The sequence below is a fragment of the Pseudoalteromonas espejiana DSM 9414 genome (genome assembly GCF_002221525.1).
Classification (GTDB): Bacteria; Pseudomonadota; Gammaproteobacteria; order Enterobacterales; family Alteromonadaceae; genus Pseudoalteromonas; species Pseudoalteromonas espejiana.
The window spans coordinates 154,849-180,649 of sequence record NZ_CP011028.1 but is presented as its reverse complement, the minus strand read 5'-3'; the positions used below and the strand labels follow the sequence as shown (position 1 = coordinate 180,649).

Genomic DNA, 25,801 nt, shown 5'->3' with positions numbered 1-25,801 from the left:
TTCCCACTTGCCATCAATCTGCTCTTTTAGCTTCTAGCTACTCTCACTAAAATAGCTAGATAAAAATTAACTATTTTAGTGAGAGTAGCTGATAAAATTTTTGTGAATATATCAATTTTAAACTGTGGTAAGCTCAATTTAGAACTCAAAATATATATTTATTAAAAGTGAAATAATTAATGAGTACACCCTCTTTATTGACAAATTTACTACCGTCAGCCATTCCTATAATCAGTATGATTGTTTCCATTATTAGTGCGGGAATTGCCTGGCGGATGCGCCAACATGCGATAAAAATCCAACTAATTGAATACAAAAGGGTCATAAGAATTACATCTGCGCAAATAAACTCTCTATGGAATGATGTAATACAAGAAGCTCACTTCGCAAAGGTAAAGTCATCAACACTTGATGTTGATGATAGCTACTTTGAGAGAATAAATTCAGTAGTTGATATAGCTAATAAAGGTCAAAAAAATTTGGCTAAAATAACTGCTGAATACAAAAAAAGGGAAAAAGGTCTCACGATTAAAGGTGCTGTTGAGGAAACTTTAACTCTTGAAGAAATGAGAATTAGCGTGGAAGGTGATTTACAAAGGATAAGAAACGAATTTGGTTTTTACTTAGATTAATTGTTGAATCAAAGTAGATGCAAATCAGTGGGTGTAGCTTTTATAAGAAAGTTCTATTTTTTATATTTATTCACAGCTTTCTTCCTTTTAAGTTTTTGTAAGTCTCAACCCAAGCTACGGCGCTTCACTTCACTGCGAGCAGCTGAGGACTGAAAGCTTCAAACTTACAGCTTTTTTAAACGCAAACAAAAAGCCCCGGCTAATGCCAGGGCTTTTTTTACAAAACTAACTTAATTAAAAATTAAGCTTGTTTTGGACTAGAAACAACGTCTACTAAAGTCCAAGATTTATTCTTAGAAATTGGTGCACATTCACGGATAGTAACTACGTCACCCGCTTTTGCTGTGTTGTTTTCGTCATGTACGTGTAGCTTAGTTGTACGTTTAATGAATTTCCCATAGATTGGGTGCTTCACGTAACGTGCGATAGCGATAGTGAAAGATTTTTCCATCTTGTCGCTTACTACACGGCCTTGAAGAGTACGAATTTTATCGCTCATTATTGACCTGCCTTCTGGTTAATAATTGTTTTTACACGCGCGATATCGCGACGTACTGTTCTTAGCGTGTGTGTCTGAGCTAACTGACCAGTGCTTGCTTGCATGCGCAGGTTAAACTGCTCACGAAGAAGTCCTAGAAGTTCAGCATTAAGCTCTTCTACGCTTTTGTCTTTTAGTTCGCTTGCTTTCATCACATTACCGTCCGAGTTACGAAAGTTGTTTTGAATGGCAGTTTACGAGCTGCAAGGTCAAACGCTTCACGAGCAAGCTCTTCAGAAACACCTTCCATTTCGTAAAGTACTTTACCAGGCTGAATTTCAGCAACCCAATATTCAACAGAACCTTTACCTTTACCCATACGAACTTCAAGAGGTTTTTCTGTGATCGGCTTGTCAGGGAAGACACGGATCCAGATTTTACCTTGACGTTTCACGTGACGCGTCATAGCACGACGAGCTGCTTCGATTTGACGAGCAGTCATGCGGCCACGACCAGTAGCTTTCAAACCGAAAGTACCGAAGCTTACTTTGTTACCGTTTTGCGCTAAACCGCGGTTGCGGCCTTTGTGCATTTTACGGAATTTTGTACGTTTTGGCTGTAACATTACTCGCTACCTCTACTTAGCACTTTTCTTGGCTTTCTTTGGTGCGCGTTTAGCTGGCTTCTCTTGCTCTTGTACTAGTGGTAAACCACCAATAACTTCGCCTTTGAAGATCCAAACTTTAACACCAATGATACCATAAGTGGTTAAGGCTTCAGAAGTTGCGTAGTCGATATCAGCACGAAGAGTATGTAGAGGTACACGACCTTCACGATACCATTCTGAACGTGCGATTTCTGCGCCGCCAAGACGACCGCTAACTTCAACTTTGATCCCTTTAGAACCGATGCGCATTGCATTTTGTACCGAACGCTTCATAGCGCGACGGAACATAACACGACGCTCTAGTTGAGAGGCAATGCCGTCTGCTACTAGTTGTGCATCAAGTTCTGGTTTACGTACTTCAGAAATATTAATCTGAGCAGGTACACCAGCAATCTTAGTTACCGCTTGACGTAATTTTTCTACGTCTTCGCCTTTTTTACCGATAACAACACCCGGACGAGCCGTATGAATTGTTACACGGATAGATTTAGCTGGGCGCTCAATAACGATTTTAGACACAGAAGCCGCTTTTAATTCCTTTGTAAGGAAAGTACGTACTTTGTGATCGCCAAAAAGCTGATCAGAGAAATCTTTTGAACTCGCGTACCAGGTAGAAACCCAAGGTTTAGATATACCTAGGCGAATACCAGTAGGATGAACTTTTTGTCCCATTACTTATACTCCTAGCTATCTGAAACCACAACAGTGATGTGGCTTGTACGCTTAAGGATGCGGTCTGCGCGTCCTTTAGCACGTGGCATAATACGTTTCATTGTTGGACCATCGTCCACAAAAATCGTGCTTACGCGAAGCTCATCAATGTCAGCACCTTCGTTATGCTCTGCGTTAGCAATAGCAGACTCAAGTACTTTCTTAACTAATACAGCCGCTTTTTTAGGGCTGTACGCCAGGATTTCTAATGCGCGGTCTACAGGTAGTCCACGAATTTGGTCTGCAACTAGACGAGCTTTTTGCGCCGAACCAGAGGCGAATTTATGTTTAGCTAATGCTTGCATTTATCTTCCCCTCTTATCGTTTCTTCGCTTTCTTATCCGCAGCATGGCCACGGTAAGTGCGAGTTGGTGCAAATTCACCTAGTTTGTGACCAATCATTTCGTCAGAAACGAAAACTGGCACGTGCTGGCGACCATTATGGACAGCAATGGTCAATCCGATCATGTTAGGTATGATCATTGAACGACGGCTCCAAGTTTTAATTGGCTTCTTTTCACCGCTTTCCAAAGCTTTCTCTACCTTCTTCAGCAAGTGTAGGTCTATAAAAGGACCCTTCTTGAGAGAGCGTGGCATGGCTATTCCTCAATATTACTTAGTACGACGACGTACTATAAATTTATCCGTACGCTTGTTCTTACGCGTCTTCGCACCTTTAGTCGGTTTACCCCATGGAGACACAGGATGACGACCACCAGATGTACGACCTTCACCACCACCGTGTGGGTGATCAACCGGGTTCATGGCAACACCACGAACTGTCGGACGAATACCACGCCAGCGATTTGCACCTGCTTTACCAAGTGAACGAAGCATATGCTCAGCATTGCCTACTTCACCTAGCGTCGCACGACAATCAGATTGTACTTTACGAACTTCGCCTGAACGAAGACGTAATGTTACATATTGACCATCACGAGCAAGGATTTGAACGTATGCACCAGCAGAACGTGCGATTTGAGCACCTTTACCTGGTTTTAATTCTACGTTGTGAACAGTCGAACCTACAGGCATATTGCGCATAGGTAATGCATTACCAGGTTTGATTGGTGCATCAACACCAGACTGGATTGCATCACCAGCTTTTAAGCCTTTAGGTGCGATAATGTAACGACGCTCACCGTCTGCATATAATACAAGAGCGATGTTTGCGCTACGATTTGGATCATATTCTAAACGCTCAACAGTGGCTGGAATGCCATCTTTAGTACGTTTAAAATCGATTACACGGTAATGATGCTTATGACCACCACCAATGTGACGAACCGTAATACGACCGTTGTTATTACGACCACCAGATTTAGAGTTTTTCTCTAAAAGTGGAGCGTAAGGTTTACCCTTATGTAAATCTGGGTTAACCACTTTAACTAGGTGACGACGACCCGCAGAAGTTGGCTTACACTTTTGAAGTGCCATAATTCTAACTCCCCTTATTACTCGGCGCCGCCGACAAAGTCCAGCTCGCTACCTTCTTTAAGAGTAACGTAAGCTTTCTTCCAGTCGCTACGACGACCGAAACGCATGCCAGTACGTTTTGTTTTACCCTTAACGTTAAGTGTGCGAACACCAGTTACTTCTACTTCAAAAAGCTTCTCAACTGCCGCTTTAATTTCAGCTTTAGTTGCGTCATTTGTTACTTTAAAAACAATCGTGTTGTTTTCTTCAGCAGCAATTGTGCTTTTTTCAGAGATGTGTGGAGCAAGGATCACTTTTAAAAGACGTTCTTCACGGATCATGCTAGCGCCTCCTCAAGTTGCTTAACAGCAGCAGCTGTAATTAGTACCTTATCGAAAGCAATTAAGCTTACAGGGTCGATACCAGCTACATCACGTGTGTCAACCTTGTACAGGTTACGTGCCGATAAGAAAAGATTTTCATCTACTTCTTCAGTCACGATAAGAACATCTTTAAGCTCAAGTTCTTTAAGCTTAGAAACTAGTTCTTTAGTTTTTGGTGCTTCTAAACCAAAGCTTTCAACAACGATTAAACGCTCTTGACGAACTAATTCAGATAAGATGCTTTTGATCGCACCGCGGTACATTTTACGGTTTACTTTTTGGCTGTGGTCTTGTGGTTTAGCTGCGAAGCTAACGCCACCTGAACGCCAAATTGGACTACGGATTGTACCAGCACGTGCACGGCCAGTACCTTTTTGAGCCCATGGTTTTTTACCACCACCGCTTACTTCAGAACGTGTCTTCTGAGCACGAGTACCTTGACGAGCACCTGCTGCGTATGCAACAACTACTTGATGTACTAATGCTTCGTTAAACTCACGTCCAAAAGTAGCTTCAGAAACTTCAAGAGCGCCAGAAGCGTCTTTAATTGCTAATTCCATCACTAAATCTCCAGGACTTATGCTTTAACAGCTGGTTTAACGATAACGTCACCGCCGATAGCGCCAGGTACTGCACCTTTAACTAAAAGCAAATTACGCTCAGCGTCAACGCGAACTAGTTCAAGGTTCTGAGTTGTTACTTGCTCATTACCCATTTGACCGGCCATTTTCTTACCTTTAAACACCTTACCAGGTGATTGGTTTTGACCGATTGAACCAGGAGCACGGTGAGATAGAGAGTTACCATGTGTAGCGTCTTGCATGCTGAAATTCCAGCGCTTAACACCACCTTGGAAACCTTTACCTTTAGAAGTACCGGTTACGTCAACTTTGTTGATTTCGTTGAATAATTCAACAGTAAGCTCTGCGCCTACTTCAAAATCGCCTTCACCACCATTTAGGCGGAATTCCCACAGACCGCGACCCGCTTCAACACCAGCTTTAGCGAAATGACCCGCTGCTGCTTTGTTTACACGGCTTGCTTTTTTAGTGCCTGCGGTTACTTGAAGCGCGTTATAACCGTCTGTTGCGTCAGATTTGATCTGAGCAATGCGGTTAGGAGTCGCTTCAATAACTGTCACAGGGATAGATACACCATCTTCAGTGAAGATACGTGTCATACCCACTTTACGACCGACTAGACCTAATGCCATTTTCCTATAACCTCTCTAATCTTTCGATTAACCCAGGCTGATTTGAACATCAACACCAGCAGCAAGGTCTAAACGCATTAGAGCGTCTACAGTCTTGTCAGTTGGTTCTACGATGTCGATCAGACGTTTATGGGTGCGGATCTCGTACTGATCACGCGCGTCTTTATTAACGTGCGGTGATGTAAGTACAGTAAAACGTTCAAAGCGTGTAGGTAGTGGAATTGGACCACGTACTTGTGCGCCAGTGCGTTTCGCAGTTTCCACGATTTCCGCCGTTGATTGGTCAATCAAACGGTGGTCAAAAGCTTTTAGGCGAATACGAATGCGTTGATTTGACATTCTTAAACCTCAATATAAAGAGCATTTAAAGAGCATAAAAAAACGACCGAAACAATCTTAATAATTAAGATGCCGGTTGTTGATTTATATCTACGATGAGTTCCAAATCGGAACTCCTGTTTATTAGCTTGAAATCCAAGCTTAATTTATCCTTTCAAGTTCCCGGGGGAATTTTGAAAGCCTGCGTATTATAGTGATGTTGGTGATAAATGCAACAACTAATTGCAAAATAATTAAGTGCTGGGCAATGCCTAAATAACAGGCAATACTTTATTTATAGCTATAATTGAACTGCAAAGCCCAACTAAAGTCATACGCTTAGTATTTAATCGGTTGCGCAAATTACAGGATTTTACAGATATTATGGTATCCTATGCGCTAATTTTGCTTTTAATACTCTCAATATGGTGAGTCGATGCGTTTATTAAATTATTGTTTGAATTTTCTTACTAGCTGCGTAAGTCGTGTATTAGTAAGAAGTAAGGTACTTCCACAAAGCCCAATAGAACAATATGACCTTAACCCTGAACATCCAACTTTTTATATAGTACGTTTAAATTCGCGTTTTGATTTAGCGGCACTCACTAATGTGTGTAAAAAGCATGGTTTACCAAACCCAAGCGAGTATCAGGTTTTAGGTAACCAAGAACTAGAACGCTTTATTGGTATTAAAAACCCACCGCCATTATTTGGCGATACTGCAAAACCTACTGCAGCCTTGTCGCAGGGTAAGCAAATTGTTGAACATTTATTAAATAGCGGCCAAAAAAATGTGCAAGTAGTGCCGGTTACTATTTTATGGGGGCGCGACCCAGGTAAAGAAAAACCAGGTATTCGAACTTTAATAACACACTCTCTTACCCCTAGCTGGTTTAGAAAGTTTTTTGTGGTGTTGTTTTCTGGCCGCGACAACTTTATTCGCTTTAGCCAACCACTCGATTTATCACTCATCGTGAACGAAAAAGCCGACGTAAACGAATTACCACAAAAGCTATTACGTGTTGCTCGTGTACACTTTAAGCGCCAAAAACTTGCGGCTACTGGCCCTAAAATGCCATCTCGTGAGCAGTTATTTAACTCATTACTGGCTTCACCAACAATCAAAAAAGCCATTCAAGATGAAGCTAAATCTAAAGGCATAAGCCAAACAGAAGCACGCCAAAACGCACTTAAGTTACTTGATGAAATTGCCGCTAATTATTCAGAGGCCATGATCCGCGTAGGTGACAGAATTTTAACGTGGTTGTGGACTAAGCTCTACAACGGTATAGATATAAAGTACACCGAGCAAATTCATGAGCTAACTAATAAAGGCCACGAAATTATTTATATGCCGTGCCACCGAAGCCACATGGATTACTTACTCCTTACCTATGCAATTTACCACCAAGGCTTGGTGCCGCCGCATATTGCCGCAGGTATTAACCTTAACTTTTTCCCGGCCGGTGGAATTTTTCGCCGCTCAGGTGCGTTTTTTATACGCCGCTCGTTTGCCGGTAATAAGCTATATTCAGCGGTATTTAAAGAGTACTTAAGCCAGTTATTTATTAAAGGTTACTCAGTTAAGTTTTATACCGAAGGTGGACGCAGTCGCACAGGCCGATTACTACCACCAAAAACCGGTATGCTCGCCATGACTTTACAAGCCATGCTACGAGGTATAGACCGCCCTGTATCTATAGTGCCGGTATATATTGGTTACGAGCATGTGATGGAAATTAATACCTACTTAAAAGAACTTGCCGGTAAAGATAAAAAAGGTGAGTCTATTTTTGGTATTTTTAAAGCCATTAAAAACCTTAAAAACTACGGCCGTGGTTACTTAAATTTTGGTGACCCAATATCGATAAACCAATACCTCAACGACAATCAGCCAGATTGGCGCGATGCTGTACACCCAACTGATGTGCAAAAGCCACAATGGTTAGGCCCACAAGTAGCCGCCCTTGCCGATCAAGTAATGGTTAAAATTAATAATGCAGCAGCACTTAATGCAGTAAATTTACTAGCTATGATTTTGCTTGTTAATGACAAGCACGCGTTAAGTAAACCTAAACTTTTAGCGCAACTTGATTTCTACTTACGCTTACAGCGTGATGCGAGCTACAGCGATAAAGTAACCGCCCCAGATGAAACACCTGAGCAGCTATTAACGCACGCTATAAAACTCAATAAGTTTGATGTAATTAGCGATGAGTTCGGTGAAATTATTGCTATTAACGAGAAAGAAAAAACCTTATTTAACTACTACCGCAACAATATTTTGCACTTGTTTTCTGTACCAAGCTTAATAGCTTTACACTTATTTAAACAACATAGTAGTACCGTTGAGCAATGCCAAAAGTTAGTGTCGGCTTTTTACCCTTTATTTGCCAAAGAGTGGTATTTACAGCCTCTTGATGAAAACTACATTACGCGTATTTTGGCCAACTTTAGCGATCAAAACTTAATAGAGCTTGATGGCGATACTATTCATGTTACGAACACTAACGACTCTTTAGCTAAACTTGAAATGCTAGGTAGAGCACTGAGCTTTACTTTGCAACGTTATGCCATTGTTGTGGGCTTTATTCAAACCAGTAACGGTATTGAAAAGGCTGAGCTTGAGCGAGAAAGCCAAGTACTGGCAAACCGCTTAGGTACTTTGCATGGCATTAAAACACCTGAGTTTTTTGATAAAAAGGTTTTGGTAAGCTTTATTGATAATTTACGTGGTGAACTGTTAATTACCAATGGTGAAAATGGTATTCACGGCAGTACGCAGCTGTGCGAAATATACATGCACTTAAAAACCTTATTACCTGCTCGTATATGGCAGTCGGTTAGCGACATAGTGCAAGATCAATGTAACTAAGCTAAACATTAATTAAATACCATTAAAAAGCCTCAATATTCAAAATATTGAGGCTTTTTTGTAAGCTTAGCTATTTAACCCAAGCGCTTACGAAATACTTTATATAATAGTAAATAGAGTTATTTACTTAACGCTGGCGCATAACCCCTTCTTGAATAGTTGATGCAACTAAATTGCCTTCTCGGTCAAAAAACTGGCCTCTCACCAAACCTCGGCCTGAGCTAGCACTTGGGCTATCAATGGTATATAAAATCCAATCATTCATTCTAAATGGGCGATGAAACCACATAGCATGGTCAATCGTTGCTACTTGCATATTTGGCTGCATAAACGATACGCCGTGAGGCTGTAATGCGGTTGGCAAAAACTCAAAGTCAGAGGCATACGCTAATAGGTAATTATGAATGCGCTGATCATCTGGCATTTCACCGTTAGCTTTGATCCAAATATGTTTTACTGGTTCAATAACCTCTGGTTTAAACGGGTTATGAAACGTAACCGGGCGCATTTCAATCGGCATTTCGCGAATAAATTTATTACGAATAGCCTCGGGTATGTGATGAGCGTTTTCTTGGTAAAACTCAAGTGACGAGCGCAGTTCCTCAGGTGGCGGCACATTTGGCATAGTTGCCTGATGCGATAAGCCCTCTTCTTCACCCTGAAAAGATGCGGTCATATAAAAAATAGGTTTACCGTACTGAATAGCACTTACGCGTCGGGTACTAAAGCTTTTACCATCGCGTATAGTTTCTACATCGTAAACTATCGGTTTTGCAGCGTCGCCAGGGCGTAAAAAGTAAGAATGCAATGAATGAACAACACGTCCTTTTGGTAGCGTTTCTTTTGCAGCAGATAACGCCTGCCCCATAACTTGACCACCAAACACCGCCCTAAACCCTAAATCTTGGCTTTGGCCGCGATATAAACCTTGTTCAATTTCTTCAAGTGACAATAACGATAGTAAATCATCTAATACTTGGCTCATTTGCTGTACTCTCAATCCCCAGATAAGTTAATGATACTATACAATACATGTATGTAAATCTAACTAAATGAGTAACACCATGAATTATTGGTTATTTAAAACTGAGCCCGACGCTTTTTCGATTGATGATTTAAAAAATGCGCCACAGCAAACCACACTCTGGGAAGGGGTACGTAACTACCAAGCTCGCAATTTTATTCGTGATGATATAAAGCTAGGTGACCAAGTAATGGTTTACCATTCAAGCTGCAAGCACGTTGGTGTTGTAGGCATAGCCACAGTTACAAAAGAAGCCTACCCAGACCCAACCCAATTTGAGTTAAGTAGCGATTATTACGATGCCAAAGCCACTAATGATAAACCACGCTGGTTTGTAGTAGAGGTAACTTATTTACGCCATTTAAAACAACTAGTGAGCTTAAAAAGTATAAAAGCTAATAATGCGATTACCGAACTCGCACTTAAAAAAGCAGGTCGCCTTTCAGTTATGCCGGTAACTAAAAATGATTGGGATGAAATAATAGCAATGAGCAATTAAGTACATTTTCCTAAGTAGCAACTAGGCCATGTTTGACCTCTTTTAGCCGGGTTTGATACGATCCCCGCCGAGATATAATTGGGGGATTAATGAAATTACTGTATTGGTTAGATGAATGGTTAACGCTTTGTCGTGATGAACAACAAACTAAGCTACCTATGTGTGGTGGCGACTTACTCGGCGATGTGTATGTAAAATACGAATTTGTTGATTTAAATAAACCCCTGCTTTTTACTTTTTCCCCCGCAGGTACCAATGTTCAAGAACAAGATCTAACCGATGACTTTGCCCCCTGGGGCTTCCATTTAGCGCAAAAACAAAACGTTAATGTAATTTCATTTCAGCATTTAGGAAAAAGTAATTGGTTTAGAAGCCGTAATTTAATTTTCTTTTTAGAGCAGCTAGCAACGTTACTTGAACCATTTAAATGCCGCTTAGGGTATGGCTTAAGCCGCGGTGGTTTTGCTGTGGGTGCATTTGCTAAATTATTAAAGCTCGATCAGGTTTTGTTTTTTCACCCAGTGAGTAGCAAAAACACTAAAATAGTGCCGTGGGATAATCGCTCAAGCACAGAACTGGCCCAACAATTTGATTGGCAAAGTGAGTATAACGATCTTGATTTAGGCCATGCTAAGGGTTACATAATTTATGACCCAACCAATAAAATAGACCGCTTACATGCTAAGCGTTACCCACAGCTTACCCATTTGCGCGTATTTGGTATGGGCCACGGCACTCATGCCAGCTACCTAACTAAGTTTGGATTTTACAAACAAGTGGCCGTTGATTTTATCCGCCACCAGCAAATTGATATTGCGCAGTTTCGCCTGCAAACTAAAACCCTGCGTTTAAAAGAAGAGTATTACCAAAGTTTAAATAAAGCGAATGCTTACTCCGCGCATCGGCTGGCGCTATTGAGCACAGCTCATAAAATTTTAGCGGATGAAAAAGAAGAGCATGTGCAGGAGCACCAAGCAAAAATAGATATTCAGCCACTCATTGATGTAGCGCTTAAACACCAAGATGAACACCCTAATGATGCAATTCAATTATTAGAAGTTGCCCAACAAATAGTACCAGATGACCCACTTGTTGAGCATAAGCTTAAGCAGCTAGAGTAAGCTACTTACGTTTTTTCTTTTTGTGGCCGTGCTTGGGCACAATAGTAAAATACATAACCAGCCCCAACCACGAAAATACAATAACGCCAATTAACCAGCCGTTTTTTTCGTGGCCTTGGGTGCGCTTACTATTTACCACAATAACAACAGGTAAAATATAAGCGCTTAAAACTATAAGTAAAAATACAACTTCGTTCATTATTTAGCTAAGCTCTGCCAATCCACTTCGCTGGTTAAAACACGCTCAAGGGCAATATAGTGCAGTATATCGCCTTCACTTACTTTGTAATCAAGCGGCGGGTTTAAATCCATATTTTGTGCACTTAAGTTATGCGCTACGCCTAATAAAATTGCATCGTAGTCATGCTTAAAATGATGAAATAAAGTGCCAAATTCCATATCTCTACAACCATCAGGTATCGCTAGGCTAAACTGAGTATCGCCATGTAGGGTAGAAAGCAGTTCTTCTTGTACTCTGCTTGAGCCTGGGTCTTGCATTGAACGTACTAATATCTCTGCCGATTTAGCACTGCTACACTCTACATTTTGGCAATGCTCAAGCAGCATATCTACTTTGGTTTCATCTAAAAAGTGAGCGCTTATATGGCACTCTTTTTTAACTAAACGGCTAATACGCAGCGCCGTTGTAAATGTTTGGTCGTCGTCTTGTCCATCAATAATTACTTTATCTGCACGGTTTATTGCAACACGCTCTAACTCATCTAGGTCAGTAAAGCTGGTAAGGCGGGCAAAATCGACGTTTTCGTTAGTTAAAAACGGGTGCTCCATTTGCTCAGTAACCGCCAATAAAATACGGCGGTCGGTGCGCTTGGTATCGGCAAGAATATAATCAATCATTTTTTTTGTACGAGTATCGTGCCAACCAAAAATAATGATGTGGTTGTTACTGTGAGCAAAGTTTTTATCACCAGTCATAGCGCGCCTAATTAAGTAAGTTACTGTTTGCCCTGTTTTTCCTAACAGAACGCCAAATAAAGCTAAACCAAACGGAATTTGTATTAATGCCACAACCCAGCGTCCAAGCTCACTAGTTGGGCTAAAGTCGCCATAACCCACGGTTGAAGTTGTTACTGTGTAGTAGTAAAAAAAGGTAGTAAACGATGTAAGCGCTTGCTCATTTGCAATAAATAGCAACCCCCATGTAAGTAACATGTGCGCAATTATTGCAAGTGCTACTGCCTGCCAACTCAACTGATCAATATGAGCTCGAACAAGTAGCGCTAGCCTTTTAAATATTACCGGCATAATACAAAATCTTTGTTAGTAAATTATCTATAAACAGTACGTTACTGTAAGCCATGCTTTTAAGCAACGTTTAAGCTTTTAAGTAGGACCGGTTAGCCTTCTAGGGTTAAAATTCGCTCAACTTTATAGATAAACCGCCCCAACCAATATAAGACTAAATGCGGGTTTGCTAATCAGCTAAGAGCATGATTAATTATATTAAGAATAAAAAACACACAGACACATTATGCTAAATAAAATTGCCACACCATTTACTAAATTAGTAGAGCGCTACTTACCCGACCCCTTTATATTTGTAATATTGCTTAGCATTATTACCTTACTAGGCGCTAGCCTATTTACCACCTCAACCAGTATTGAAGTTATTAACGCATGGGGGAGTGGTTTTTGGAACCTACTGAGCTTTGCCATGCAAATGCTGTTAGTGCTTATTACCGGCTATATGCTGGCAAGTACACCGCCTATAAATAAACTATTAGAAAAACTAGCTACGCTTGCCAATACTGCGCCAAAAGCCATTATTTTAGTCACGTTTATTTCGTTATTAGCAAGCTGGTTAAATTGGGGGTTTGGCTTAGTGATTGGCGCTTTATTTGCTAAAGCCATTGCTAAGCAAACACAGGTTGATTACAGATTGTTAGTAGCCAGTGCCTACTCGGGTTTTGTAGTATGGCATGGCGGGTTAGCGGGCTCTATTCCGCTCACCATTGCTACCGAGGGGCACTTTTCACAAAGTAGCATTGGTATTATTAGTACCGAGCAAACCCTGTTTGCTGGTTTTAACATAGCAATATTAATTGGCTTATTTATTATTATGCCGCTGGTTAACCGCTATATGCTACCCAGTGATAAAAACAGCGTGTATGTAGACCCAGCGCTAATAAAAGAATCCCCCACTCATAATGAAAACATAACCCGCCCGGCTCAACATTTAGAACACAGTAAACTGCTTGGCATTGCAATTGGCTTGCTCGGCCTTTTTTATTTGGCGTATTACTTTATATTTGCAGGCGGTAGCCTAAACCTTAATAGCGTTATTGCGGTGTTTTTGTTTTTAGCCATTACCTTACACCAAACACCGCATAACTTACTTAATAGCTTGCACCAAGCAATTCCTAGCGGCGCAGGCATTGTTATTCAATTTCCGTTTTATGCAGGTATTATGGCCGTTATGGTCGATAGCGGTTTAGCGCAGCAAATATCGCGTGGTTTTATTGCCGTAGCAGATGCCGATAGCCTGCCATTTTTTAGCTTTATAAGTGCGGGACTCGTTAATATGTTTGTACCTTCTGGCGGCGGGCAATGGGCAGTACAAGCACCTATTGTTATACCCGCAGCGCAAGAGCTGGGCGCCGATATATCTCGCGTTGCTATGGCTGTTGCGTGGGGCGATGCGTGGACCAATTTAATTCAACCCTTTTGGGCGCTACCTGTATTGGCAATAGCAGGTTTAAAAGCAAAAGATATCATGGGTTTTTGTGTAGTGCAGTTATTTGTAACGGGTGTATTTATATCGCTGGTATTGAGCTTTTATTAATGAAGCTTTGCGCGCAGTTAAAAATTAACTGCGCGCACAATCATTAGCTCGATAAAATCGTCATCGGCAAACTAAGTATTGGATTGTCAGAGTCTGCAAAGTGCATCATCACAGCCACGTGGCCTGCAACTACAATAGCGTACATAGCGGCTGAAAAGCCTTGGCCGTATTTATCAAGCGGCAATAAATGCGAGTAATGTCGGCCACGCCATTCAAATACAATTTCCAGTGCGCCCACAAATAAAAAGAATACCAGTAACATCAAACCAAATGTGTAGCTCAGCCATAAGCCAAATAACACACCTAGTAAACACACACTCAAACCGACCCAAGAGCGCATTGAAAAGCTAATACTTTTTAATACATGCCCGCCATCAAGCGGTAAAATGGGCAGTAGGTTAAATAAATTAAGTAGTGCGCTTAATACCGCAACACCTGCAAATATGTCCATTTCAGTGGCGTAATACAAAACCACCCCCAGCACAGAGGTGAATAAGCCAAATGCAGGGCCCATTAGTGATATAACCACATCTTGCCAGCGCGTTGTTATTTTATCGTCGCTTACAGCAAGCCCGCCTACAAAGGGAATAAGGTAAATACCTTTGGTTTTTATGCCAAAGTATTTCATGGCTCTTACGTGCCCATATTCATGCACTACTAAACACGCAATAAGCATCAGAGCAAATTCAATGCTAAATAGCCACGCATAGCCAGCAACCGATGCACCTGCCAGCGCCACCTTTATTACTTTTGCACTTTTAAATAACTTAAAACCCAGTGCAGCTAACCCTAAAAAGCCTTTTTTGGGTGTGTTATTTACCGGTGCAGGTAAAGCGAGTTGAGTAGCAAATACATCATCAACAAACAACGAAAGTGATTGCTCCTGAATCTGCGAGCTATCTATACCTATTCGCTGGTTGTTTAAAGCAAATTCAACATAGTTATCCTTTGGATTTTCAAATGTTATTGCTTGTTGATTATGGAATATTTGTACTATTTTTTGCCCACTTACCATTAACGTTAATGGCTGCTCGGCGAGCATAAGTTCGATTTTTATCATGACTAAAACCAATTAAAACAATGGCGCTAGTATACCGTTGAATTTAAAAAACACGAATTACGCAAAAGTCATATAACAAAAGCGTTGTAGGTATAAAAAAATAATAAAAAACAAAGCTGACAAAAGAATGATTAGAAGCTATTTTTACAGTACTAATATACTAAGCAGTTACAAGGATAGAGCATGTCAATTTCGGAACCAAATATTTTAGTTGTGGATGACTCAAAAGCTATTTTAATAGTCATGGAAGCTATTTTAAATGAGCTTGCCGTATCACAAAATATTACCAAGTGCTTAAGTGCACAACAGGCATTAACTAAGGTTACCGCTGACATAAATTTTTACGATATTATTTTTACCGACCTTAATATGCCTGAAATGGACGGCATGGAATTTATAAGAAAGCTCGGCGAGCTTAACTTTAAAGGTGCGGTGGTAATAATTTCTGAGATGGATCATAAAGTTATTAATTTAGCCGCTAATTTAGCCCGCCATAGTAATATTCATTTAGTTGCTAACTTAGCCAAACCTGTACAACTAAACCAAGTTAAAACGGTTTTACAAAAAGCTGAGCATTTAGCTGTGCATCACGACAACTCGCATACCCCAATTGCTGAAGCAGAGCTACGTGAAGCGATTAAAAAAAATGAAGTTATCCCTTACTATCAGCCAAAAATAAATTCGCAAACCAGCGAAATAGAAAGCATTGAAGTGCTTGCTCGTATAATAAAAACGGATACAAATGAGGTTATTGCCCCAAACCGTTTTATTACTTTATCTGAGCATTTAGGATTAATAAATCAGCTTACCTTTACATTATTTGAGCAAGCCACCAGCGATTTAAAAGCCATGCGAGAAAGTATTGATCCAAAATTAAAGCTCGCGTTTAACTTATCACCCACACAATTAGATGACTTAAGCTGCCCCAATAAGCTTATGCTTATTTTGCAATTAAATGAGCTTTCGCCTAGCGATATTATTTTAGAAATAACAGAGCAACACGCACTGTCTAGTCTTTCTCAGCTAGAAACGCTAAACAGATTGAGAATGCATGGCTTTGGTATTTCACTCGATGACTTTGGTGTGGGCTTTACTAATATGAACCAGCTGAAGCGCCTTCCTTTTACCGAAATAAAAATAGACAGAACGCTTATTAGCAATATTGAAACAGACCAATTCTCACAAGTTGTGGTGAGCTCGCTCGTTGATATTGCTTCGCAAGAGCAGCTAGCCCTAGTTGCCGAAGGTGTAGAACGTGCTGAAGAATCATTGTATTTAAAAAATTACCGCACTAATTTAGCCATGCAAGGCTTTTTGTTCACCTGCCCAAAAGCTAAAAACGAGTTTATAGACTGGGCACATAATTGGGTTAATACCACTGGTGGCACTATTAAGCGCTAAAATAAGCGCTAAAAATGCCTAAATGATTAAAAGCGCTAAGCTTAGCTTTTATCTTGGGTGTGCTCATCGTCTTCGCTGACAATATGCTCGCTATTAGCTAAACGTTGGCGCCAGCGTTGCTTTGCGAGCATTTGCATATTTGTAGATTGGTCGCGCTCATCCACTATTTCTAAGCCCATTAATGCTTCTATCATGTCTTCTAAGGTTACTATGCCTTGCACATCACCGTACTCATCCACAATTAAACATATGTGAGTGCATTGCTTAAGCAAGGTTTGTAATAAAGAAGATACGTTATGCCCTTCTGGTACCGTGTGAATAGGCTTTACTAATTTGCTAATTTTATAGTCGGTGCCAAGGCGGTGATAAGCCAACATAATATCGTTTTTATGTACAAAGCCAATAATATCATCGGCGTCTTTATCAAATACAAGCACTCGCGAAAACGAAGACGACCCATGCTCACTCATGTACTGATCTACGGTTAAACCTTTATGCACTTTATACAACACGGTACGCGGGGTCATTAAATCGCATAATTTAGCATGCCTAAAATGCAGTAAATTACGAATAATTTCAGACTCATCTTGATGAATAGCTCCCGACTCAGTGCCTATATCGGCCATGGCTTCTATTTCTTGGCGAATATAAAAAGCCTCGTCATGTTTTGCGCCCATTAAATTAGTAAGCTTTTGCGCCAACCATACAAACGGCTTTAACGATATAACTAAAAAACGTAATGAATAAGTCACGCTAGGCGTTAAGGCACGCCAATAGTTAGCACCTAAGGTTTTAGGAATAATTTCTGAAAGTACCAGTACCAACAATGTCATTACTGCTGATGCAATCCCTACTGCCGCATCTGAAAATACCACTGCAGCTTGCGCTCCTACCCCAGCAGCACCCGCAGTATGAGCCACAGTGTTAAGGGTTAATATGGCAGCAAGCGGTTGATCTACATTGTTTTTAAGCTTTTCTAGCTGTTTAGCAAGTTCTGGCTGGTTTTTACGTAACAGTGCCACGTAACTTGGCGAAATACTTAACAGCACCGCCTCCATAACTGAACACAAAAAAGAAATAACAATGGCAGCAACCATGTACACAATCAGTAACGTCACTTTTTCTCCAATGAGTTGAAAATATGGGCATGGTAACAATACATGCTATATTTGGCCAAATAACTAGGGGCAATGTACTTTTTTATTGCCTGTATATATGGATAAAGACTCGGTGCTGAGCACGGGCGTTGCTATCTAGCTCGCGTAGGTTAAAAGCTGCGTGGTGCAATTTAAAAGGCCCTAGATACAACAAATCTTAATCCTGAAAGGTCACAGACCCTATCAATAATAGGCACAAACATGAGATTTAGCTCACCTCGGTCAACACAAAATAAATTATTAAAACACGCTGCCACCATACTTACGCTAAGTGGTTTGAGTTTTACAGCCATTGCTGCCCCACTTGATAAATCAAATATAGAATTTATTGGTCCGCTTGGTGAAAACATGCAAGTAAAGCCTTTTCAAACGCCGCACGGCCAGGCCATTATAAATAACGTGCTGCCCCAACTGCAAAGCAGTGCCAATAGCGTGTCAGTATTTGGTAAAAAGCAAAGTTGGCAGCCATTTAATAAAATTAATGCACTTACTTTAGGGGGCTTACAAGCACTTAGGTTTAATATTGATGTAACCCGTTTTAGCAAGGGTACGCTAAGCATAAAAGGGGTAGAAAACGCTCAGCTTTTTATAAACTCAGAGTTGCAAACAGGCGACGAGCACACTTATAAACTAGCCCTAGCTAATGGCTCCCATAATGTAATTATTGTGGTTCAACAAGTAGCGAACTGGAAACAAGTCACGCTAGATTTTGAGCCTAAAGCTGATACTGACAAAATTACAATTAATACCTCAGCTACGCAGCGCTTAACAGCAAAACAGCTGTTTGATGCGCCAACACTAAGCGCCCTTTCACTTGCACCCGATGCTAAACAATACATCACTAGTACACGTACTTATTCAAGCAAAACAGCTAACCAAGCCAATGTAGTGACTGAGCTTAAAAATAACGATAAACAAACGCTTTACAGATTTGAAGGGCAGCAACCTAGCAACCTAATTTGGAGCCCCGACAACCAATTTTTGGTATACATGTTAGGTAACGAGCTTAAGCAATTAAACCGAAAAAACTTAACCATTAAAACCCTTGCCTCTGAGCTTGAAGGTACTAGTAACTTTAACTTTTATAACAATAGCAGCCTTATTTTTAGCTGGTCAAAATCGCCTGACGATCACAACAGCTTAACTAAGCATTATAAAGGCCTGCAAGACAGGTGGTCGTATGCACGTAATGTAAGCCAGTTATATATGTTAGATACCAAAAGTGGTTTAACTAAAGCGCTAAGCCAAGGCCCAATCTCGCATAGCTTTGAAGATACTAACAGTAGCCGTGGCAAGCTACTAATGAGCCGCCAAATAATGGCAATGCAAGCATCAACTCACCCAGAAACAGAGCTTGTTGAGCTTGATTTAAACTCAAACAAGCTTACCTCTTTTGGTAAATTTAAAACCTTTAATCACGCAAAATACACTAATAAAGATGTCTACGTTGTTGCAGGCCCCGACTTCAAAAATGGCGCAGGCCGAGCACTACCTAAGGACATGCTTGCCAATAACTACGACGGCCAGTTGTATTTATTATCCGACAACGGTAAAAACGTTAAAGCGCTCAGTAAGCAGTTTGACCCGTCAATAGGCCAACTTAACGTGCTTGATAATGGCGATGCACTTATAAAAGTTACCGAGCAAGATACTCAACCTCTGTATTTATTTGATTTAAGCAAGCAACGCTTTAAAAAGCTCAATACAGGCCTAGATATTGTTGAGCAATTTAGCTATTCGCATGATAGAAATACCCAGGTTTTACTCAGTGGTACAACCGCCTCAACCCCACAACAGTTAAAACAGCTAAATGTAAGTAAAAACAAAGCAGAGCTTCTTTGGGATTCAAAGCCACTTGCTTACGCTAATACGCAAATCCCTACACTTGAGGAGTTTAATCTTACAAATCAAGATGGCGTAGAAATAAGCGGCCGTGTTTATATTCCGAGCAACCTAGATAAAACTAAAAAACATCCCGCACTAGTTTATTATTATGGCGGTACATCGCCAGTTACACGTGGTTTTACCGGTCGTTACCCATTTAATTTATGGGCTGCAAATGGTTATGTTGTGTATGTTGTACAACCAACTGGCGCTACAGGCTTTGGGCAAAAGTTCTCTGCACAACACGTTAATGCATGGGGCGATTATACTGCCAGCGATATAATGCAAGGCACCCAAGCCTTTTTGAAAAAGTACGATTTTGTTGATAGCAAAAAAGTAGGTAATTTAGGCGCCTCTTATGGTGGCTTTATGACCATGCTGCTGGCAACAAAAACCGACATGTTCAGTGCATCAATTGCGCATGCGGGTATTTCTAACTTAACCTCATATTGGGGCGAAGGTTGGTGGGGTTACTTATACTCAGGCGAAGCCTCTAAAAATAGCTTCCCATGGAATAACGCTAAACTTTACAGCGATCATAGCCCTGTATTTCATGCTGATAAGGTAACAACGCCATTGCTACTTTTACATGGCGATAGCGACACAAACGTACCTGTTGGTGAAAGCTTAACCATGTATACAGCTTTAAAACTACTAAACAAAGACGTAGAGCTTATTGAATACAAAGGCGCAAACCATCAAATATTTGCTCGTGACAAACGCTTTGACTGGTGGAACACCATGCTCGCTTATTTTGATAAACAATTAAAAAATGAGCCACAGTGGTGGGATTCTATGTACTCTCAAGACTAATTTATAAGTTATTTCAAATAATTAGCACCTTATAATTAGTTTAAAGGTGCTAATTTAATCCTCATGCTAAAACCTTCATGAAATTGAAATATTAAGTTACCTAAAACTTATAAACCCCTCTTCTCAGCATTTAGTTAATGGTGCTACCATACAGAGCTATAAATATACAAAAATAAGTCCTATGGCAATTAACGTTTTATTGGTTGAAGACGACGAGCTACTCGTTAAACGCATCCAAAATCACTTTACAGATACCGAGTTTTCGATAGACATTGATTCAACAGGTGCCGATGCCCTTAACATTGTTAGGCAACGGGCTAACCTGCGCAGTGCTATTTCGCTTGCCATTATTGATATTGTATTACCTAAACGTGATGGCCTACAGCTTGCCAAAGAGCTCAATACCCTTACTGATATTGGTGTCATAGTTTTATCAAGCCGCGATTCTCAAGCAGATCGTATTGCTGGCCTAGCGCAAGGTGCTGATGACTACATTTGTAAACCCGTCGACCTACTCGAACTTGAACTACGTATGCGCGCGCTTTACAAACGCATAGCCGTAACCCAAGATGATGACGAAAGTGAAGAGTTTATAGAATACGCCGACTTTAAGTTACACCCTGATAACCGCACACTTATTACCTCAGCAGGTGTTGAGTCACGTTTAACCGAAGCCGAGCATAAAGTACTGATTTGCTTAATTAGCAATGCAGGCAAAGCCACCTCGCGTGAAAAAATATCAGAAGAAATAGGCCAGCCCGACTGGAGCCCAAACGATCGCACTGTTGATGTTTTAATTGGTCGGTTGCGTAAAAAGCTATACGATGAAAAAGATCAAAAACGTATTGTTACCGTACGCGGTAAAGGTTACATGCTCTCTATCTAGAAAGTTAGACTGTAACCTAAAGCTTTATACTAAATATTTCTCACGCAGTTACTTAGCTAACTGCGCTAATAGCCGCTCAAAAGCGCGGTAATTTAGCGCCTCTTTTAGCTCTTCTAAGCTAATGTGCTCTGCCCCTTTTAAATCGCTGATAGTGCGCGCAACTTTAATAACCCTGTGGTACGAGCGCGGCGATAACGAGAGCTTCTCACTTGCTCTGGCCAAAAACTGCAACTCAGCAGGAGCAAGGGTGCAATGCATATTCATTTCTTTATTATTTAAACGCGCATTGACTTTACCTTGGCGTTTAAGCTGAAGATTGTACGCTGCCTCTACTCGGGATCTCACTTGAGCACTGCTTTCTTCTGGTTGAGTACTTTGTAACTCTACACTTGTAAGGCGTGGTAGTTCTATTTGTAAATCTATACGGTCAATAAAAGGCCCAGATACTCGCGATAAATACCGCATTACTTGGTCAGGCGTTGCTCGCTTATCATTGTGGCACCCCGTAGGACTCGGATTCAGAGCTGCTATTAGTTGAAACTGTGCCGGAAACTCCATTTGCCTAGCCGCACGGGAAATAACCACAGAGCCTGTTTCCATTGGCTCTCTTAATGAATCTAATACCTTACGTTCAAACTCTGGTAGTTCATCAAGAAACAGAACACCGTTGTGCGCCAAAGAAATCTCACCCGGTTTAGGGTTTGAAGAGCCACCCACTAAAGCAACCGCAGAACAGGTATGATGTGGATTACGAAACGGCCGTTGACGCCAATTATTTAAATCGATAGATTGACCAATAATAGAGTAAAGAGCAGCGGTTGATATTGCTTCATCGTCCGACATGGTTGGCATAATAGTGGCCATTCGCTGAGCAAGCATTGATTTACCCGTTCCAGGTGGCCCTAAAAAAAGTTTATAATATCCTAATAGACCCATCAGTATTCAACTGCAGAAAATCAAGATTTATGAATAAAGCATACAGTTACATTCGCTTCAGTACCAAAGGACAAATCGAAGGAAGAAGTCTTAAACGCCAACTAGAAAACGCAGAAGAGTACGCTAATATTAATGGATTAGCCCTTCAGAGTCTCTCATTTAGAGACTTAGGTGTTAGTGGCTATAAAGGTAAGAACTCCTCAGATGGCGAGCTAGGTAAGTTTATAGAGGCAGTAAAAGAGGGTGCTATAGAGCAAGGTAGCTACTTACTCATTGAAAGCTTTGACCGCATGAGTCGCCAACCTGTTGAAACCTCACTTATGCTCCTTATGACTATTGTTGACCTCGGTATAACTGTCGTCACGCTAATGGATAGACAAGTGTATAAAAAGGGTGAGATGAATATGCAAGCCCTTATGATATCGCTTGTATCCATGAGTCGCGCTCATGAGGAGTCTGCTACAAAGAGTAAACGTGTAGGCGATGCGTGGCACAAGAAACAGAAAAGAGCTGCCTCAGAGTTAATGGGGTCACCTCTACCCGCTTGGTTACATTACAGTGATGATAAAAAAGATATACTAATCTCAATGGAAAAAGCTGTTGTAGTTAAGTATATATTCCTACTGTCAGCTGAGGGTTACGGAAAAGCTGCTATTGTCAGAAAGTTAAATGATGAGGGCATTCTTCCTATTGGCTCTAGAGCAAGCAAATGGCACCCATCTTATCTGACTAAAATACTCAATGGTCGTACTGCCCTTGGTGAATACCACCCCCACATAAACAACTCTTTAGGTAAACGTGAACCTACAGGAGAGGTCATCAAAGACTATTACCCTGCCATAATAGATGAGAACTTATGGTATAAATCCCAAGCAGGCATTAAAAGCAGAAAAATAGGTAGCACAGGTTCAATTAAAAAGGGTTTAACAAGGAACATCTTCTCGGGTTTTATATCATGCGAGTGTGGCTCATCTGTTCAATTTGTTAATAAAGGGAGTTCACCCAAAGGTGGTTACTACTTAGTGTGTAGCCTCGCGAGATATGGTGGGGGCTGTAAGTACACCAGTCACCGTTATTACTACACCCAATGGGTTATCCTAATAGCACTACAAAACCTGCTTACACCTTATGCCAAAAAGCCTGAGGACACCGCTAAGACCATGAGTCTAGAAGGTGAATTAATAACACTACAAAAGCAAATAGATGAACTACTTCAAGACATCGATGAGAATGGTTTTAGCACATACATTAGTAAGGCTATTCGTAATAAAGAAAGTCGCATTAGTGAGGTAAGTCGAGAACTAGCCAACATACAAGCAGCTAAGGCTGTAAATGATGAGCCTTTAGACCTTACTGAACTCACAGGGAACATAAACGAGCAATCTGAACGACTAAAGCTCCACCAGCACCTAAAGAGACAACTAAAGACTATAGTTCTATCCCCTCAGAAGAAGTCTATTGATATCTTAGTGAGAGATGGTGATGATATTCATTTAAGATATGATGAGGTTACTGAGGTATGGACTTCAGGTAATGGGGTGAGTTTTAAGGTAGATACTTAGTCACCTATGCATTTACGAGAGTTTTTATCTATGGCAATCCGCTGATAAGCAACCTAGTATTAACCTTATAAGTCGATGTTAACCGCAGCCTAGATTAGTATAATGCACCACAGGATTTAATTTTAAATTACAAGGAATTCACATGAAGAAATGGACTATCTTACTACTAATAAGTTTCAGCTACCTTTCAGTTCAATCTGCACACGCGACTAGTGGGAGAACAAACGCATCTGGTTGTCATAACAGTAAAAAGGCTGGGTATCATTGCCACGGGACTTCTAAGGCATCAAGCTACAAACCTCAAAGCAAAGTTTATTCATCAAAAAGCAAAACTACACATTATTTGCCAGCTGAAAAAAATAAAGAAATAGATGGTCTAGTTTACGGTATTCAAGTTCAACTAAATGCGCTGGGTTATAAGGCTGGGAAAGTCGATGGTATTCTTGGGAGAGATACAATTTCAGCTATTAAAAAGTTTCAAGCCGATAACAACCTATTCATCGATGGGTTTGCGACACATCGCTTATTGATGAAACTAGTTAAAGCAAATAATTAGTATTGGGTAGGTTAAGTAAAGCGGAATTTATTAAACTAACTCAACCACAAAGGGGGGAGGTGTCGGGGTACTAGATAGGCTTAGCGATTGCGTCGTACCATGCTTTTTGAACAAAACGTTGTTTTGAAAAGTTTGATTTTTAGACTAAATCGCTAAGTATTTTTATATTGATATTCAACAACCGCTCTCTCGCTGCCCTTGTAAAGCCTCATCAACACGCTGCTGAATTTTCTCTTCAATAACCTCACCAAGCTCCCTCCTAAATTGGTCAAACGACTCCTGACGCTCTCGTGCTACTCTGAGGTAATTCTCAACGATTTCCAAGCATCGCCCATGGTCTAAGCCTGCATTCTTAACCTCTCTAGCTATCTCTTCGTACCCGCTAGTTACAGAAGAATATGAGGAGATTTTAATTACCCTTGCTAACCCATCAACTTTAAAACCGATACAACCCTTTAAGGTTGAATCATATGAGAGCCACTTATCGTCACCACTACAAAGGTAAGATTTAATCTTTTGCGCTTTTTCTGATTTAGTCATAACTATAATTCCTTAAATACAATCCACAGCAATATACATATAACCTATTGATTTGTAAATGAATGTTGAAGTAGTGAGTTTAATAACAAAGTTAGACTAATTTTATATATCTCAGCTTTTTCGCTCAATCCGCTACTGCTTAACTCCCCAACTCACTTATATAACGTACCTATAAAGGTATACTAAATGAATACACTCAAAAGAGCATAAAACCGTTCTCATTAAAGTTGATTTATAATTATCGGTACGATATCATTTATGGGTCTTAGACTTATAAAGGAACACACTCATAATGAGTAAGCATCAAACAGTCGCATATATTCGTGTCTCGTCCTCTCAGCAATCCACTGACAGACAACTTGTGAATGTAAGCTATGACAAGGAATTTATTGAGAAAGCCTCAGCAAAGAGCACTGAGCGCCCTCAACTTAACGCTATGCTAGAGCATGTTCGTGAGGGTGACGTAGTTGTTGTTCACTCTATGGATAGACTAGCTCGCAACACGAAAGACCTCTTAGAGATTGTTGAAAACCTAAAAGAAAAAGGTGTAAGCATCAGGTTTATAAAGGAAAACTTAACCTTTTCCGCTGATGGTGAGAACTCAATAAATAACTTAATGCTTACCATGCTGGGTGCAGTCGCTCAATTTGAACGTGAACTCATATTAGAGCGACAGCGTGAAGGTATTGAAGCAGCAAAGCAGAAAGGTCTTTATAAAGGTCGTAGCGCGAGCATAGATAGACAAGAGATAATGAGAGACATCAACAACGGCCTTTCAGTACGTAAAACAGCCTCAAAGCACAATATTGCAGTAAGCTCAGTAAGTCGCATTATAAAAGAGTCTAAGAATAGCAAATAGCTCATTT

At 40.6% G+C, this 25,801-nt stretch carries 28 protein-coding genes and 1 pseudogene; 11 read left to right on the top strand and 18 right to left on the bottom strand.

Features of this window, described 5'->3' with window-relative positions; all coding sequences use genetic code 11:
* The first annotated feature begins 179 nt into the window (after positions 1 to 179).
* Positions 180 to 632 (top strand): hypothetical protein, encoded by a 453-nt coding sequence (locus tag PESP_RS00905; protein ID WP_089346355.1) that lies wholly within the window; start codon positions 180 to 182, stop codon positions 630 to 632.
* 241 nt (positions 633 to 873) lie between these two features.
* Here the strand turns inward: PESP_RS00905 and rpsQ are convergent, their stop codons facing one another.
* The 11 genes from rpsQ to rpsJ are packed head-to-tail and all read right to left on the bottom strand — an operon-like array spanning position 874 to position 5,839.
* Positions 874 to 1,131, bottom strand: a complete 258-nt coding sequence (rpsQ, locus tag PESP_RS00900; RefSeq protein WP_006791355.1) for a 30S ribosomal protein S17 — start codon at positions 1,129 to 1,131, stop codon at positions 874 to 876.
* Positions 1,131 to 1,322 carry a 50S ribosomal protein L29 gene (gene rpmC, locus PESP_RS00895; protein ID WP_004588692.1) on the bottom strand — a complete coding sequence of 64 codons (192 nt, stop codon included), beginning with the start codon at positions 1,320 to 1,322 and terminating at the stop codon, positions 1,131 to 1,133. The genes rpsQ and rpmC overlap by 1 nt, the downstream gene beginning before the upstream one ends.
* Positions 1,322 to 1,735 (bottom strand): 50S ribosomal protein L16, encoded by a 414-nt coding sequence (gene rplP, locus PESP_RS00890; protein WP_002957890.1) that lies wholly within the window; start codon positions 1,733 to 1,735, stop codon positions 1,322 to 1,324. Before rplP ends, rpmC begins: the two co-directional genes overlap by 1 nt.
* A 12-nt stretch (positions 1,736 to 1,747) precedes the next feature.
* A complete protein-coding gene (gene rpsC / locus PESP_RS00885) occupies positions 1,748 to 2,449 on the bottom strand; it encodes a 30S ribosomal protein S3 (RefSeq protein ID WP_004588691.1) in 702 nt (233 codons plus the stop codon).
* Positions 2,450 to 2,460: 11 nt separating this feature from the next.
* Positions 2,461 to 2,793: a 50S ribosomal protein L22 gene (gene rplV, locus PESP_RS00880; protein WP_087532558.1), complete on the bottom strand. Its 333-nt coding sequence runs from the start codon at positions 2,791 to 2,793 to the stop codon at positions 2,461 to 2,463.
* 13 nt (positions 2,794 to 2,806) lie between these two features.
* On the bottom strand, positions 2,807 to 3,085 hold the full coding sequence (rpsS, locus tag PESP_RS00875) for a 30S ribosomal protein S19 (RefSeq protein ID WP_004588689.1): 279 nt from the start codon (positions 3,083 to 3,085) through the stop codon (positions 2,807 to 2,809).
* A gap of 15 nt (positions 3,086 to 3,100) precedes the next feature.
* A complete protein-coding gene (gene rplB, locus PESP_RS00870) occupies positions 3,101 to 3,925 on the bottom strand; it encodes a 50S ribosomal protein L2 (RefSeq protein WP_089346354.1) in 825 nt (274 codons plus the stop codon).
* Positions 3,926 to 3,942: 17 nt separating this feature from the next.
* Complete coding sequence (gene rplW, locus PESP_RS00865) at positions 3,943 to 4,245, bottom strand: 50S ribosomal protein L23 (protein ID WP_004588687.1); 303 nt, start codon at positions 4,243 to 4,245, stop codon at positions 3,943 to 3,945.
* On the bottom strand, positions 4,242 to 4,847 hold the full coding sequence (rplD, locus tag PESP_RS00860) for a 50S ribosomal protein L4 (RefSeq protein ID WP_004588686.1): 606 nt from the start codon (positions 4,845 to 4,847) through the stop codon (positions 4,242 to 4,244). Before rplD ends, rplW begins: the two co-directional genes overlap by 4 nt.
* A gap of 17 nt (positions 4,848 to 4,864) precedes the next feature.
* The gene (gene rplC, locus PESP_RS00855; RefSeq protein WP_089346353.1) at positions 4,865 to 5,500 is read right to left on the bottom strand and encodes a 50S ribosomal protein L3; all 636 of its coding nucleotides are present in this window, start codon (positions 5,498 to 5,500) and stop codon (positions 4,865 to 4,867) included.
* 27 nt (positions 5,501 to 5,527) lie between these two features.
* Positions 5,528 to 5,839: a 30S ribosomal protein S10 gene (gene rpsJ / locus PESP_RS00850; protein ID WP_002957900.1), complete on the bottom strand. Its 312-nt coding sequence runs from the start codon at positions 5,837 to 5,839 to the stop codon at positions 5,528 to 5,530.
* Between the two features lie 415 nt (positions 5,840 to 6,254).
* Between rpsJ and plsB the strand changes: the two genes are divergently transcribed.
* Positions 6,255 to 8,693: a glycerol-3-phosphate 1-O-acyltransferase PlsB gene (plsB, locus tag PESP_RS00845; RefSeq protein WP_089346352.1), complete on the top strand. Its 2,439-nt coding sequence runs from the start codon at positions 6,255 to 6,257 to the stop codon at positions 8,691 to 8,693.
* Between the two features lie 127 nt (positions 8,694 to 8,820).
* Here plsB and tesB read toward each other — a convergent pair whose 3' ends face one another.
* On the bottom strand, positions 8,821 to 9,678 hold the full coding sequence (gene tesB / locus PESP_RS00840; protein WP_089346351.1) for an acyl-CoA thioesterase II: 858 nt from the start codon (positions 9,676 to 9,678) through the stop codon (positions 8,821 to 8,823).
* A gap of 79 nt (positions 9,679 to 9,757) precedes the next feature.
* Here tesB and PESP_RS00835 point away from each other — a divergent pair, with 79 nt between their 5' ends.
* Positions 9,758 to 10,216 (top strand): EVE domain-containing protein, encoded by a 459-nt coding sequence (locus PESP_RS00835; RefSeq protein WP_089346350.1) that lies wholly within the window; start codon positions 9,758 to 9,760, stop codon positions 10,214 to 10,216.
* Between the two features lie 89 nt (positions 10,217 to 10,305).
* The gene (locus PESP_RS00830) at positions 10,306 to 11,337 is read left to right on the top strand and encodes a cytosolic protein (RefSeq protein ID WP_089346349.1); all 1,032 of its coding nucleotides are present in this window, start codon (positions 10,306 to 10,308) and stop codon (positions 11,335 to 11,337) included.
* Between the two features lies 1 nt (position 11,338).
* On the opposite strand, the gene PESP_RS00825 is transcribed toward PESP_RS00830, so the two are convergent.
* Positions 11,339 to 11,536, bottom strand: coding sequence for a PLDc N-terminal domain-containing protein (locus PESP_RS00825; protein WP_089346348.1), 198 nt, complete (start codon positions 11,534 to 11,536; stop codon positions 11,339 to 11,341).
* The gene (locus PESP_RS00820; RefSeq protein WP_089346347.1) at positions 11,536 to 12,603 is read right to left on the bottom strand and encodes a potassium channel family protein; all 1,068 of its coding nucleotides are present in this window, start codon (positions 12,601 to 12,603) and stop codon (positions 11,536 to 11,538) included. The genes PESP_RS00825 and PESP_RS00820 overlap by 1 nt, the downstream gene beginning before the upstream one ends.
* Positions 12,604 to 12,829: 226 nt before the next feature.
* On the opposite strand from PESP_RS00820, the gene PESP_RS00815 reads away from it, so the two are divergent.
* On the top strand, positions 12,830 to 14,140 hold the full coding sequence (locus PESP_RS00815; RefSeq protein ID WP_089346346.1) for a short-chain fatty acid transporter: 1,311 nt from the start codon (positions 12,830 to 12,832) through the stop codon (positions 14,138 to 14,140).
* A gap of 43 nt (positions 14,141 to 14,183) precedes the next feature.
* Here PESP_RS00815 and PESP_RS00810 read toward each other — a convergent pair whose 3' ends face one another.
* Entirely contained in the window at positions 14,184 to 15,200 is a 1,017-nt protein-coding gene (locus tag PESP_RS00810; protein WP_089346345.1) for a metalloprotease, read from the bottom strand.
* Positions 15,201 to 15,383: 183 nt separating this feature from the next.
* On the opposite strand from PESP_RS00810, the gene PESP_RS00805 reads away from it, so the two are divergent.
* Positions 15,384 to 16,601, top strand: a complete 1,218-nt coding sequence (locus PESP_RS00805; RefSeq protein ID WP_089346344.1) for an EAL domain-containing response regulator — start codon at positions 15,384 to 15,386, stop codon at positions 16,599 to 16,601.
* A gap of 41 nt (positions 16,602 to 16,642) precedes the next feature.
* Here PESP_RS00805 and PESP_RS00800 read toward each other — a convergent pair whose 3' ends face one another.
* Positions 16,643 to 17,719, bottom strand: coding sequence for a CNNM domain-containing protein (locus tag PESP_RS00800; RefSeq protein ID WP_089346343.1), 1,077 nt, complete (start codon positions 17,717 to 17,719; stop codon positions 16,643 to 16,645).
* A gap of 240 nt (positions 17,720 to 17,959) precedes the next feature.
* Between PESP_RS00800 and PESP_RS00795 the strand changes: the two genes are divergently transcribed.
* Together PESP_RS00795 and PESP_RS00790 are read left to right on the top strand one after the other, a co-directional pair.
* Entirely contained in the window at positions 17,960 to 20,455 is a 2,496-nt protein-coding gene (locus tag PESP_RS00795) for an alpha/beta hydrolase family protein (protein WP_089346342.1), read from the top strand.
* Between the two features lie 181 nt (positions 20,456 to 20,636).
* The gene (locus PESP_RS00790; protein WP_089346341.1) at positions 20,637 to 21,341 is read left to right on the top strand and encodes a response regulator transcription factor; all 705 of its coding nucleotides are present in this window, start codon (positions 20,637 to 20,639) and stop codon (positions 21,339 to 21,341) included.
* 48 nt (positions 21,342 to 21,389) lie between these two features.
* Here the strand turns inward: PESP_RS00790 and PESP_RS00785 are convergent.
* A pseudogene (locus PESP_RS00785) lies at positions 21,390 to 22,265 on the bottom strand (YifB family Mg chelatase-like AAA ATPase); the annotation flags it as partial.
* A gap of 41 nt (positions 22,266 to 22,306) precedes the next feature.
* On the opposite strand from PESP_RS00785, the gene PESP_RS00780 reads away from it, so the two are divergent.
* Positions 22,307 to 23,839, top strand: coding sequence for a recombinase family protein (locus PESP_RS00780; RefSeq protein ID WP_125939500.1), 1,533 nt, complete (start codon positions 22,307 to 22,309; stop codon positions 23,837 to 23,839).
* Positions 23,840 to 23,981: 142 nt separating this feature from the next.
* A complete protein-coding gene (locus tag PESP_RS00775; protein ID WP_089346339.1) occupies positions 23,982 to 24,395 on the top strand; it encodes a peptidoglycan-binding domain-containing protein in 414 nt (137 codons plus the stop codon).
* A gap of 174 nt (positions 24,396 to 24,569) precedes the next feature.
* On the opposite strand, the gene PESP_RS00770 is transcribed toward PESP_RS00775, so the two are convergent.
* Positions 24,570 to 24,935 carry a hypothetical protein gene (locus PESP_RS00770; protein ID WP_089346338.1) on the bottom strand — a complete coding sequence of 122 codons (366 nt, stop codon included), beginning with the start codon at positions 24,933 to 24,935 and terminating at the stop codon, positions 24,570 to 24,572.
* Between the two features lie 292 nt (positions 24,936 to 25,227).
* Between PESP_RS00770 and PESP_RS00765 the strand changes: the two genes are divergently transcribed.
* On the top strand, positions 25,228 to 25,794 hold the full coding sequence (locus PESP_RS00765; protein WP_089346337.1) for a recombinase family protein: 567 nt from the start codon (positions 25,228 to 25,230) through the stop codon (positions 25,792 to 25,794).
* The last annotated feature ends 7 nt before the right edge of the window (positions 25,795 to 25,801 follow it).

Bases quoted from the DNA above. Each gene is read 5' to 3' on its own strand.
- rplP (WP_002957890.1), bottom strand. From the start codon at position 1,735: ATGTTACAGCCAAAACGTACAAAATTCCGTAAAATGCACAAAGGCCGC.
- PESP_RS00765 (WP_089346337.1), top strand. From the start codon at position 25,228: ATGAGTAAGCATCAAACAGTCGCATATATTCGTGTCTCGTCCTCTCAG.
- rplC (WP_089346353.1), bottom strand. From the start codon at position 5,500: ATGGCATTAGGTCTAGTCGGTCGTAAAGTGGGTATGACACGTATCTTC.
- PESP_RS00830 (WP_089346349.1), top strand. From the start codon at position 10,306: ATGAAATTACTGTATTGGTTAGATGAATGGTTAACGCTTTGTCGTGAT.
- rpsJ (WP_002957900.1), bottom strand. From the start codon at position 5,839: ATGTCAAATCAACGCATTCGTATTCGCCTAAAAGCTTTTGACCACCGT.
- rpsQ (WP_006791355.1), bottom strand. From the start codon at position 1,131: ATGAGCGATAAAATTCGTACTCTTCAAGGCCGTGTAGTAAGCGACAAG.
- PESP_RS00820 (WP_089346347.1), bottom strand. From the start codon at position 12,603: ATGCCGGTAATATTTAAAAGGCTAGCGCTACTTGTTCGAGCTCATATT.
- PESP_RS00775 (WP_089346339.1), top strand. From the start codon at position 23,982: ATGAAGAAATGGACTATCTTACTACTAATAAGTTTCAGCTACCTTTCA.
- PESP_RS00835 (WP_089346350.1), top strand. From the start codon at position 9,758: ATGAATTATTGGTTATTTAAAACTGAGCCCGACGCTTTTTCGATTGAT.
- PESP_RS00905 (WP_089346355.1), top strand. From the start codon at position 180: ATGAGTACACCCTCTTTATTGACAAATTTACTACCGTCAGCCATTCCT.
- tesB (WP_089346351.1), bottom strand. From the start codon at position 9,678: ATGAGCCAAGTATTAGATGATTTACTATCGTTATTGTCACTTGAAGAA.
- rplV (WP_087532558.1), bottom strand. From the start codon at position 2,793: ATGCAAGCATTAGCTAAACATAAATTCGCCTCTGGTTCGGCGCAAAAA.
- PESP_RS00810 (WP_089346345.1), bottom strand. From the start codon at position 15,200: ATGATAAAAATCGAACTTATGCTCGCCGAGCAGCCATTAACGTTAATG.
- PESP_RS00825 (WP_089346348.1), bottom strand. From the start codon at position 11,536: ATGAACGAAGTTGTATTTTTACTTATAGTTTTAAGCGCTTATATTTTA.
- plsB (WP_089346352.1), top strand. From the start codon at position 6,255: ATGCGTTTATTAAATTATTGTTTGAATTTTCTTACTAGCTGCGTAAGT.
- rplD (WP_004588686.1), bottom strand. From the start codon at position 4,847: ATGGAATTAGCAATTAAAGACGCTTCTGGCGCTCTTGAAGTTTCTGAA.
- PESP_RS00815 (WP_089346346.1), top strand. From the start codon at position 12,830: ATGCTAAATAAAATTGCCACACCATTTACTAAATTAGTAGAGCGCTAC.
- rplB (WP_089346354.1), bottom strand. From the start codon at position 3,925: ATGGCACTTCAAAAGTGTAAGCCAACTTCTGCGGGTCGTCGTCACCTA.
- rpsS (WP_004588689.1), bottom strand. From the start codon at position 3,085: ATGCCACGCTCTCTCAAGAAGGGTCCTTTTATAGACCTACACTTGCTG.
- rpmC (WP_004588692.1), bottom strand. From the start codon at position 1,322: ATGAAAGCAAGCGAACTAAAAGACAAAAGCGTAGAAGAGCTTAATGCT.
- rplW (WP_004588687.1), bottom strand. From the start codon at position 4,245: ATGATCCGTGAAGAACGTCTTTTAAAAGTGATCCTTGCTCCACACATC.
- rpsC (WP_004588691.1), bottom strand. From the start codon at position 2,449: ATGGGACAAAAAGTTCATCCTACTGGTATTCGCCTAGGTATATCTAAA.
- PESP_RS00770 (WP_089346338.1), bottom strand. From the start codon at position 24,935: ATGACTAAATCAGAAAAAGCGCAAAAGATTAAATCTTACCTTTGTAGT.
- PESP_RS00790 (WP_089346341.1), top strand. From the start codon at position 20,637: ATGGCAATTAACGTTTTATTGGTTGAAGACGACGAGCTACTCGTTAAA.
- PESP_RS00780 (WP_125939500.1), top strand. From the start codon at position 22,307: ATGAATAAAGCATACAGTTACATTCGCTTCAGTACCAAAGGACAAATC.
- PESP_RS00805 (WP_089346344.1), top strand. From the start codon at position 15,384: ATGTCAATTTCGGAACCAAATATTTTAGTTGTGGATGACTCAAAAGCT.
- PESP_RS00795 (WP_089346342.1), top strand. From the start codon at position 17,960: ATGAGATTTAGCTCACCTCGGTCAACACAAAATAAATTATTAAAACAC.